Origin of the sequence: Nocardioides sp. NPDC023903, assembly GCF_040639295.1 — a bacterium.
Taxonomy (GTDB): Bacteria; Actinomycetota; Actinomycetes; order Propionibacteriales; family Nocardioidaceae; genus Nocardioides.
The window spans coordinates 89,042-99,385 of record NZ_JBEZZS010000021.1 but is presented as its reverse complement, the minus strand read 5'-3'; the positions used below and the strand labels follow the sequence as shown (position 1 = coordinate 99,385).

The window sequence follows — 10,344 nt, the reverse complement described above, 5'->3', positions numbered from 1 at the left end:
GCCAAGCGCCACCGCGACACGATGCGCGGACTGCTGGCGCTGTACGTCGGCGGCATGGGCGCCCGCGGCAAGAACTTCTACAACGACATGGCCGTGAAGTACGGCTTCGGTGACGCGGCCAAGAAGATCCAGGATCTCTACCTCGACGGCCACAAGCGCGACGCCGAGGCCGAGGTCCCCGAGGCCTGGCTCGAGGCCGGCAACCTGGTCGGGCCGGAGTCGTTCGTGAAGGAGCGGATCGCGGCGTTCAAGGAGGCCGGCGTGACCAGTCTCCAGGTGACGCCCGCCTTCGGCACCGACGGTCTCGCGTCGATCGCCCAGGTCAAGGAGTGGCTGGCCTAGACCCCTGGGCGGCTGTGAACTCCCTTACACCCACGGCGGTCCCGGCCGTCCCGATGTGACGCTGCCCCCACGGGCATTGGTTGCATGGACGTATGTCTGAGCGGATCGTCAGCGCCATCACCGGGCCCGTCACCAAGTGGGTCGTGCTCGGCTTCTGGCTGGTGATGCTGGTCCTGATGGGTCCGCTGACCGGCAAGCTGGGCGATGTCGAGTCCCACGACAACTCCGACTGGCTTCCGGCCAACGCGGAGTCGACCCAGGCGATCGACGAGCTCGCCAAGGTGCAGGACCCCGACGACCTGACCACGACGATCGTCTATCACCGCGACGGTGGTCTGACGAAGTCCGACTACACCGCGATCGTGCTGCAGATCCCGGAGATCGCGTCGTTGGACGGCGTGGTCACCCAGGAGAGCAAGCCCGATCAGCCGGTGATGCCGGCGATCGCCTACCCGACCGGGGAGAAGAAGGGCCAGAAGCACGGTCTGGTCTCCCCCGACGGTGAGGTCGCCACGGTCTCGCTCGTGGTCAACTACGCCGACGAGGACCCGACCGCGCTGCTCGATCTGCGCGACGACCTGGTCGAGATGACGAAGATCGACGGCGTCGACGTCTACATCGGCGGCGCGGGCGGTTCCACGGCCGACCAGATGGAGGCCGGCGCCGGCATCGGCGGTGCGCTGCTCTACGCCGCCGCCGGCGTGGTCATCGTGATCCTGCTGATCACCTACCGCAGCCCGGTGCTGTGGTTCCTCCCGCTCGTCTCGGTGCTGGTCGCGCTGGTCGTCTCGATGGGCGTCGTCTATCTCTGCGCGATGTACGCCGGACTGACCCTCAACCAGATGAACCGGGCGATCCTCGACGTACTCGTCTTCGGCGCCGGCACCGACTACGCGCTGCTGCTCATCGCCCGATATCGCGAGGAACTGGGGCGTCACGAGGACCGGCACAAGGCGATGGCGGCGGCGCTGCGCGGATCGGCACCCGCGATCATCGCCTCGGCCGGCACCGTGACCGTCGGCATGCTCGGCCTGATGGTCGCGACGATGGGGTCGACGGCCAGCCTCGGCCCGGTCTGCGCGATCGGCATCGTCGCCGGTCTGGTCGTGATGCTGACCCTGCTCCCGGCCCTGCTGGTGATCACCGGCCGCTGGGTGTTCTGGCCGGTCAAGCCGGCGTACGGCACCTCCGGTGAGAAGAGCGGCGGAATCTGGACACGGCTCGGCGGCTGGATCCGGAAGCGGCCCCGGGCGGTCTGGATCGGGACCGCCGCGGTGCTGCTTGCCTGCTGCGGCGGGCTCTCGATGCTCAACATCACCACGCTGGACAGCTCGGAGACCTACACCAAGGACTTCCCGTCGCTGATCGGCGACCGGGTGCTCGAGGAGCACGATCTCGGCGACCCCTCCAACCCGATCCAGGTCGTCTCGGCCCAGGGCACCGAGAAGGACGTCGTCGAGGCGCTGACGAAGGCGGGCTACGACGGCGTCACCCCGGTCACCGACGGCACCCACGAGGTCGCGCTGACCGCGGTCCCGCTGGCCACCGACCCCATGTCGAAGGCGTCGTTCGACACCGTCGAGGACGTACGCAGCGTCGTCCACACCGTCGACGGCGCGGACGCACTCGCCACCGGCACCGCCGCGATCCAGCTCGACATGGCCTCGGCGACCGACCGGGACACCAAGGTCGTGATGCCGCTGGTGCTCGGGTTGGTGCTGATCATCTTGATGATCCTGCTCCGCTCGGTCCTCTCCCCGCTGCTGCTGATGGCCACGGTCGTGCTCAGCTTCGGCGCCGCGCTCGGCCTCTCGGCGGTCATCTTCGACGCGATGGGGTTCGCCGGGCAGGGCCGCGAGTTCCCGCTGTTCGTCTTCGTGTTCCTGGTCGCGCTGGGCATCGACTACAACATCTTTCTCATGCACCGGGTCCGCGAGGAGGTCGTCGAGCACGGCGACACCCGGCGTGCCTCGCTGGTCGCCCTCTCGGCGACCGGCGGCGTCATCACCAGCGCCGGCATCGTCCTGGCCGCGACTTTCGCGGTGCTCACCACGCTGCCGCACGTGAGCTTCATCGAGATCGGCCTGGCGATCGCCCTCGGCGTACTCCTCGACACTCTCGTCGTCCGCTCCATCCTGGTCACCGCCATCAACCTCGACCTGGGCGACGTCATCTGGTGGCCGAGCGGGCTGGCCCGCGGGCGAACGAAAATTCGTTCGCCTCATCCGGCGGCCGGTCGGAGGCCGATGCCCTCGCCCCAGCCCCCGCCCATGCGCGGCCCGCGACCCCCTCGAGACCTGCGGGGCCGACCGGATCTTCGGGGCCATCCGCAGCAGCCGCGGCCGCGCGATCCTGGTCGGTACTGAGGGCCTGCTGCGAATTCCGCGAAGTGTCTTTACGATGTGCCTACGACTCGGGTCGCTCGGCCCGGTCGCTCCACTTCACTGACATGCGGGGCGTGCGACATGGGGCCAGACGACCAGGACAAGACGAGACCCGGTACGCCGCGGCCGACGCCGCCTCCGGCGCCTGAGCCGGCGAACCCCATCGACCCGGACGCGACCCGGATCCCCGGCTCGAGCCCCACTCCGCCGCCTCCGCCTCCCCCGTCGTCGGCTCCGCCGTCGTCGCCCCCTCCGTCGTTTCCCCCGCCTGCCCAGCCGCCGACGGCACCACCTCCGCCGCCGCCCACGACGGCGATGCCCGCGGCCCCGCCCAGCGGCTACGGGCCGCCTCCGGGGCAGCCGCCGGTTGCGTACGCCTCGGGCTATGGGCTGCCGCCGCACCACCAACAGCCGAAGAAGAGCAACAAGGGGCTGCTGATCGGGCTGGGTGCCGCCGGCGCCGTGGTGCTCGTCGCGCTGCTCGGCACCGGGGCGTGGGCGTTCTTCACCGGGCGTCTCGGGTTCGGCCCGCTGAGCGCCGAGGACAAGAAGGCGGTGGTGGCGATCGCCGCGGACGCGCCGAAGCCGACCTGGGCCTCGGCCGGGGATGCCAAGTGTGCCGCCGAGCAGCTGGTCAAGGACGAGCGCAGCGATGCCCTGCGCAAGGCCGGGCTGATCCAGATCTCCGGCGAGTCGGTGACCTACACCGGCGCGTGGCGGGGACAGCAGGCGACGACGTACTCCGAGGGTCTGCTCTCCTGCTCCGGTGACTGGAGCAAGACGATCGGCAAGGAGTGGGCGCTGACCGACACCGACTGCCTCGGCGACGTCGACGAGACCGCGATGGCCGGCCTGATCACCACGCAGGTCATGGAGGTCGAGGACGCCGGCGTCACGAAGCAGGCCGAGAAGGCGGTCGCGGCGCTGGACGAATGCTACGTGAGCGACGAGCTCACTGCGCCGGCCGCGACGGCGACTCCCGCCGTGCTCGGCGTCGACTTCGCGGTCACGTCGCCGACCGTCGAGGGCAGCGAGGTGGTCGTGCAGGCGAAGTCCGCCGACTCCTCCGAATGGGCGCCGGTGAACGGCGGCAAGATCAACATCCCCGTCCGTGAAGGCGGCCAGGAGGGCTGCGCGACCTTCCAGGCCTCGATCAGCTACCCCTGGGGCACCACCAAGACCAGCGAGAGCGAGGCCTGCGGTAAGGCGAAGGACCGCCGGCTGTGGTGGACCAAGGACAAGTCGTGCGCCCAGCCGAAGTACGCCCCGTGCAGTTCCTGGACGCTCCACTACGAGGGCTACGAGCTCCTCTCCAGCGTCACGATCAAGCTGAAGCTCAACGGCGGAGACTGCCGGTCGGCCTCCGGATCGTGCTCGGACACGGCCTTCGTCACCAAGCCGAGTGGCACGTGGACCAACTGGACCGCACCGAAGGGCTGGAAGGACCGGTTCACCGCCGAGGTCGACGGTCTCAAGGCCGTACTTCCTAACTAGTGTCTTAACAATTGGTCTCGCCCGTGGCGTTGCCGCACGACGATCGTTAAGGGGACGCTAGGGTTTCGGCAGAGGTCTGGAATCGGGTAAAAAAATCAGGGCGAGGTTCTAAAGATGGTTGCGTTCCCCCAGGAAGGCGAGCAGTTCGGTCGCTACGTGATCGAGCGGGTCCTGGGTCAAGGTGGCATGGGTGTCGTCTACCAGGCGAAGGACCCGGCACTGCGACGCAAGGTGGCACTCAAGCTCGTGCTGCCCTCGCTCACGGTCGACAAGGACTTCATCACCCGCTTCGAGCGGGAAGCCAACATCCTGGCCAAGCTGCGCTCGCGCAACATCGTTCAGATCATCGAATACGGCGAGGTCGAGGGCACCGTCTACCTCGTCACCGAGTACGTCCCGGATGGCGACCTGCACGGCTGGCTGAAGACCAAGGGCCCGCTGGAGACCGTCCAGGCCCTGCGCTTGGTCGGTGACGTCAGCGACGCGCTCTTCGACGCCCACCGCGCCGGCGTGGTCCACCGCGACGTGAAGCCGTCCAATGTGCTCCTGTGGGAGCGCCAGGAAGGCGAGCTCGTCCCCTACCTCACCGACTTCGGCATCGCGACCGAGGGCGACTCCAATGTGACCCGGGCCGGCTCGGTGGTGGGCTCGCTGCCCTACATGTCGCCCGAGCGTCACATGGGTGAGCAGGCGACCGCCTCGGGCGACATCTACGCCGCCGGCTGCCTGCTGTGGGCCTGCCTGACCGGCAAGGCCCCCTACGTCGGCACCGACTTCGAGCTGATGAGCGCCCACATCAACAGCCCCGTGCCGAGGCTGCCCGCCTCGACGCCCGGCGCCGACCTGATCAACCCGATCATCCAGCGGGCGCTGGCGAAGAAGCCGGAGAACCGCTTCCGCACCGCGGCCGAGCTCTCCAAGGCCCTCGACAAGGCCGCCGACCGGCTCGAGGAGTCCGGTCTCGGTGGCGGCGTCATCGGCGCTGTCGCCGGGGCGGGCGCCGCTGATCTCGGCTCCCGTCCGGGGGTCACCTGGGACACCACCGCGGACGGCAACTCCGGGGCCGGCGCCAACGCCCCCGAGGCAGAGGCCCAGCCGACGATCGTCAAGCGCCCGGGCGAAGGCACCCCGACTCCCGCCCCGCTCGCCAACGAGACCGACTCCACGGTCGTGCACAGCGGCAAGGGCCTGCCTCAGGCCGCTGCTGCCGCGGCCGCTGCGTCCTCGACCGGCGGCACCGGCGGCACCGGCGGCGGCCAGCCCGAGTGGCTGCCGTCCCACCACTCCAGCGCCGGCCAGGGCGACGGCGGCGACAAGAAGAAGCTCTACACCATCGTCGGCGGCGGGGTCGCCGCGGTTCTGCTCGTCGGCGTCGGCATCTTCACCCAGGGCTTCGGCATCTTCGGTCTCCACGGCGACGACGGCAAGGCGGCGGAGGCGATCGCCAGCGGCGTACCCAAGCCGGGCTGGGCCACCGAGGACCAGATGACCTGCGCGGCCGAGACCCTGGTCGGGAAGGTTCCCGCCGCCGAGCTGCGCTCCCACGGAGTCGTGGACGCCGGCGACGACTGGACCTACACCGGCGAGTGGCCCGCGGACGACGCGATGAACTTCAGCCGGGGCCTGCTCGACTGCACCGAGTCCTGGGCGACCGAGATCGGCGACAACTGGAAGGTCGGCGACACCCGCTGCATGGAGAAGGAGGTCGACAAGACCTCCATGGCCGGCCTGATCGCGGTCGACGACCTCCTCAAGGACGGCGACCCCGGTGCCGCCGGCCCGGCCAAGGAGAAGGCCGTCGAGGCCCTCGATGCGTGCTACGTCAAGGCCGACGCCCTCGGCGCCAAGGTGACCCCCAAGCCCGCCTACATGCAGGTCGACTTCGATGTGCAGGAGCCCACCGCTCCCGGCGGGCAGTCGGTGATCGGCATCGCCAAGAAGGGCAGCAGCAGCTTCGAGGAGCTCAAGGGCTCCTCCTACGAGCTCCCCGTGACCGAGGGCGGCGTCGAGGGCTGCATCGCGGTCAAGACCACCGTCACCTTCGCCTGGGGCACCGAGAAGGCCACCGACGCCGAGGCGTGCGGCAAGGCTCAGGCGAAGAAGCTCGAGTGGATCAAGCAGGACAAGTGCACCGACCCGATCTATACGAAGCAGAAGGTCGAGTGCAACACCTGGCGGCTCACCTTCGAGGGGTTCCAGCCCGGCAAGCAGTTCAACGTGAAGCTCACGCTCAACGGCGGCAAGTGCTCGGACGCGAAGAACGCGAAGTGCGTCTGGCCCGGCGGCCCCGACGGTGAGGGCAAGGGAGCCATCGTCGACTGGTCGGGCCCGAAGGACTGGACCGCCAAGTTCGTCGCCACGGCCCCCGGAGCAAGCGCCCAGATCGACAACTAGTTCGACAACTGGGCGGTGCCTACTAGGCTGCTTGGTGATGAGCGAGCAGCCGACACCTCAGCAGATCCGCCGGGCGCTGGCCCGGGCCGAACGCGGCGCAGCCCTGGACGTGGCGGAGGCTTCGGCACTCCTCGCGGCCAGGGGCGATGACCTCGAACGACTCACCACCGCCGCGGCGAAGGTACGTGACGCCGGACTGGTCGCGGCCGGACGACCGGAGACGGTGACGTACTCCCCGAAGGTCTTCATCCCGGTCACCAAGCTGTGCCGGGACCGATGTCACTACTGCACGTTCGTGGAGACGCCGGGACAGGCGGAGCGGGAGGGCCGCGAGCCCTACCTGAGCCCTGATGAGATCCTCGAGATCGCCGCCGAGGGCGCCAAGCTCGGTTGTCTGGAGGCGCTGTTCACCCTCGGCGACCGGCCCGAGGACCGGTGGCCCGAGGCACGGGAGTGGCTGGAGTCCCGCGGCTATGAGTCGACCCTTGACTACGTGCGCGCGATGGCGATCCGGGTGCTCGAGGAGACCGGCCTGCTCCCCCACCTCAACCCCGGGGTGATGTCGTGGGAGGAGATGAACCGGCTCAAGCCGGTCTCGCCGTCGATGGGAATGATGCTCGAGACCACGAGCCGACGTCTGTTCGAGACCAAGGGCGAGGCCCACTACGGCTCGCCCGACAAGGACCCGGCGGTGCGCCTACGGGTGCTCGAGGACGCCGGTCGCCTCTCGATCCCGTTCACCTCCGGGCTCCTGGTCGGCATCGGCGAGAACCTCACCGAGCGTGCGGAGACCATCTTCGCGCTGCGGAAGGTGCACAAGGCCTACGCCGGGCTGCAGGAGATCATCGTGCAGAACTTCCGGGCCAAGCCGTCGACCGCGATGCGCCATGTCGACGACCTGGGACTGGATGAGTATCTGGCCGCGATCGCGGTCACCCGGATCGTCCTCGGCCCCAAGGCCCGGGTCCAGGCACCGCCCAATCTGGTCGACCTCGACGAGTGCCGGGCGCTGCTCGGCGCCGGGATCGACGACTGGGGCGGCGTCTCGCCGCTGACTCCCGACCACGTCAACCCCGAGCGCCCCTGGCCCTCGCTGGACGCGCTGCGCCAGGTGTCCGCCGAGGCCGGCTTCCAGCTCCGGCCGCGGCTGACCGTCCACCCCGAGTACGTCAACGGCACCCTGCGCGACGGGCAGGCCTGGATCGACCCGCGCGTCCTCTCCCACGTCGAGGCCCTCGCCGATGAGGACGGGCTGGCCCGTGACGGCATCCGGCCCGAGGGGCACCCGTGGCAGGAGCCCGACGGTGGCTTCACCGCGGCCGGCCGGGTCGACCTGCACGCCTCGGTCGACACCACCGGACGCACCAACGACCGCCGCGACGACTTCGAGACCGTCTACGGCGACTGGGACGCCGTGCGGGAGGCAGCCACCGCGACCGGTGCACCGGCGGTCCTCCACGCCGAGGGGCACGAGGCTCTCGCCGCGGCCGAGAAGGACCCCGGCAACCTCTCCGACGAGCACGCGCTGACCCTGATGACCGCCGAGGGCGACCTGCTGCGCCAGGTCACCAACCTCGCCGATGACCTGCGCCAAGAGGTCAACGGCGACACCGTGACGTACGTCGTCAACCGCAACATCAACTTCACCAACGTCTGCTACGTCGGCTGCCGGTTCTGCGCCTTCGCCCAGCGCAAGACCGACGCGGATGCGTACTCCCTGGATCTGGACCAGGTCGCCGACCGCGCCGAGGAGGCGTGGAACCTCGGCGCCACCGAGGTGTGCATGCAGGGCGGTATCGACCCCGAGCTCCCCTCGACGGCGTACTTCGACCTCGTCCAGGCCGTCAAGCAGCGAGTGCCGGAGATGCACGTGCACGCCTTCTCCCCGATGGAGATCGTCAACGGCACCTCCCGCACCGGCCTGTCCATCGAGGACTTCCTGATCAAGGTCCGCGAGGCCGGGCTGGGCTCGCTCCCGGGCACGGCGGCCGAGATCCTCGATGACGAGGTCCGCTGGGTCCTGACCAAGGGCAAGCTACCCGCCAAGACCTGGATCGAGATCGTCTCCACCGCCCACCGCGTCGGCGTCCCGACGACCTCGACGATGATGTACGGCCACGTCGACAACCCACGCCACTGGGTCGGCCACCTACGCGTCCTCGCAGGCATCCAGGACAAGGCACGCGAGCATGGAAACGCCGGGTTCACCGAGTTCGTACCCCTCCCCTTCGTCCACACCAGCGCCCCGATCTACCTCGCTGGCGCAGCCCGCCCCGGCCCGACGATGCGCGACAACCTCGCCGTCCACGCGCTGGCGCGGATCATGCTCCACGGCCGCATCGACAACATCCAGACCTCCTGGGTCAAGCTCGGCATCGACGGCACCAGAGCCATGCTCCAAGCCGGCGCCAACGACCTCGGCGGCACCCTGATGGAGGAGACCATCTCCCGGATGGCCGGCTCCGAGCACGGCTCGGCAAAGACCGTCGCCGAGCTCGAGGAGATCGGTGTAGGTATCGGCCGGGACGTACGCGAACGGACGACGTTATACGGGACGCGATGAACCTGCGGCGGGTGGAGCGACGACTCGTCGCACCGTTCTACCTGGGAGAGGTTCCAGCAGACCGGCCCGACGACGGAATGCGGGAGCACTTCCGACAGCTCGTCGATTTTGGCGTACGCCTTCGGCACGACCTTGCGCGATAGACCAGGTCAGCGTCCCAGACGAACGATCGAGACGGCCAGATCGACGAGCGATCGGGCGCGGCGTACGAGCGTCTCCGCCTTCGTATGACCGATGAGTGCGGCCCCGTACTCGACCTCTGCCTTCGCCGACACCAATTCCCGCAGCGATCGCTCTGCCGGGGCGCCATCCGGCCGCTTGGCGAGGACGCGGCCGAGCTCCTTGACAGCAGCGGCGTGGTCCTTGCTCTTGCCGGTCGTCCCGACGAGTGAGGTGACGATGGCGTCCTTCGCGCTGATCCCGGCATGGATCGAGTCGCCGGCCGCCGGGGTGTAGCGCTCTAACTCGAGGTTGTCCTCTGCCGACTCGATGTACTCCTCGGCCTTCCTCAGATAGGCCTTGGCGTGATTCGACTGCTCCGCCCTCACCATTACGCGATCCCACGGCGACGACGCGGCATCCGACCCACAAGCGCAACGCCGTCGCGGGCGATCTCGGCGTTCACCGGCTCGCCGGGATCGGCAAACTCCTCAGGGGTGAGAACCAGGACGTCACAGTCGTTGCCGAGTCGCGCCCGTACGGCGCTCTGGAGGTCGACGCCGCCGTCCCACCCGTCCGGCGCGATGACCGCCAGATCGACATCGCTCTCCGCCGTGGCCTCGCCTCGCGCGATGGACCCGAACAGCACGACCGCATCAACCTCATCGCCCACGTTCGTGGCGACGACCTCGGTCAACGAGGCGAGTGGATCGACCAGTGCACGGAGCGGCGGGACCGCGACGTGGTCGTCGTTGACGCCGTAGATGTACGCAGGACCGACAGGACGGGACTCGATGACGCCGATCTGCTCCCAAGCCTTGAGAGCCTCCTGCACCGACCAGAGACTGAAGTCATCGCGTACCAAAGCATGGATCTGACGTCCGGTCAGCGGATCCCCTGAGCGCAGCAGGGCGGCGAGGACCGCCCCCCGGGCTCCGGGAAGAACGCCTCCGAAAGGCTGCCCGATCATCATAGGAACACTTTAAGGGTCATATGACTGGAATTCCA

At 69.0% G+C, this 10,344-nt stretch carries 7 protein-coding genes; 5 read left to right on the top strand and 2 right to left on the bottom strand.

The window, feature by feature from the left end:
- The 5 genes from AB0F44_RS20520 to AB0F44_RS20500 all read left to right on the top strand — a co-directional run.
- Window positions 1-342 (top strand): LLM class flavin-dependent oxidoreductase (locus AB0F44_RS20520; protein ID WP_357358514.1); only part of this gene is annotated, 342 nt, incomplete at its 5' end.
- Window positions 343-434: 92 nt separating this feature from the next.
- Window positions 435-2,708, top strand: a complete 2,274-nt coding sequence (locus tag AB0F44_RS20515) for an MMPL family transporter (RefSeq protein ID WP_357358512.1) — start codon at window positions 435-437, stop codon at window positions 2,706-2,708.
- Window positions 2,709-3,041: 333 nt separating this feature from the next.
- The gene (locus tag AB0F44_RS20510; protein ID WP_357358511.1) at window positions 3,042-4,220 is read left to right on the top strand and encodes a hypothetical protein; all 1,179 of its coding nucleotides are present in this window, start codon (window positions 3,042-3,044) and stop codon (window positions 4,218-4,220) included.
- A 114-nt stretch (window positions 4,221-4,334) separates the two neighbouring features.
- On the top strand, window positions 4,335-6,614 hold the full coding sequence (locus AB0F44_RS20505) for a serine/threonine-protein kinase (RefSeq protein ID WP_357358509.1): 2,280 nt from the start codon (window positions 4,335-4,337) through the stop codon (window positions 6,612-6,614).
- A gap of 37 nt (window positions 6,615-6,651) precedes the next feature.
- Window positions 6,652-9,177: a bifunctional FO biosynthesis protein CofGH gene (locus tag AB0F44_RS20500; RefSeq protein WP_357358507.1), complete on the top strand. Its 2,526-nt coding sequence runs from the start codon at window positions 6,652-6,654 to the stop codon at window positions 9,175-9,177.
- A 149-nt stretch (window positions 9,178-9,326) separates the two neighbouring features.
- Here the strand turns inward: AB0F44_RS20500 and AB0F44_RS20495 are convergent, their stop codons facing one another.
- Window positions 9,327-9,728 carry a HEPN domain-containing protein gene (locus AB0F44_RS20495; protein WP_357358505.1) on the bottom strand — a complete coding sequence of 134 codons (402 nt, stop codon included), beginning with the start codon at window positions 9,726-9,728 and terminating at the stop codon, window positions 9,327-9,329.
- Window positions 9,728-10,306 (bottom strand): nucleotidyltransferase domain-containing protein, encoded by a 579-nt coding sequence (locus AB0F44_RS20490; protein ID WP_357358503.1) that lies wholly within the window; start codon window positions 10,304-10,306, stop codon window positions 9,728-9,730. The genes AB0F44_RS20495 and AB0F44_RS20490 overlap by 1 nt, the downstream gene beginning before the upstream one ends.
- Between the last annotated feature and the right edge of the window lie 38 nt (window positions 10,307-10,344).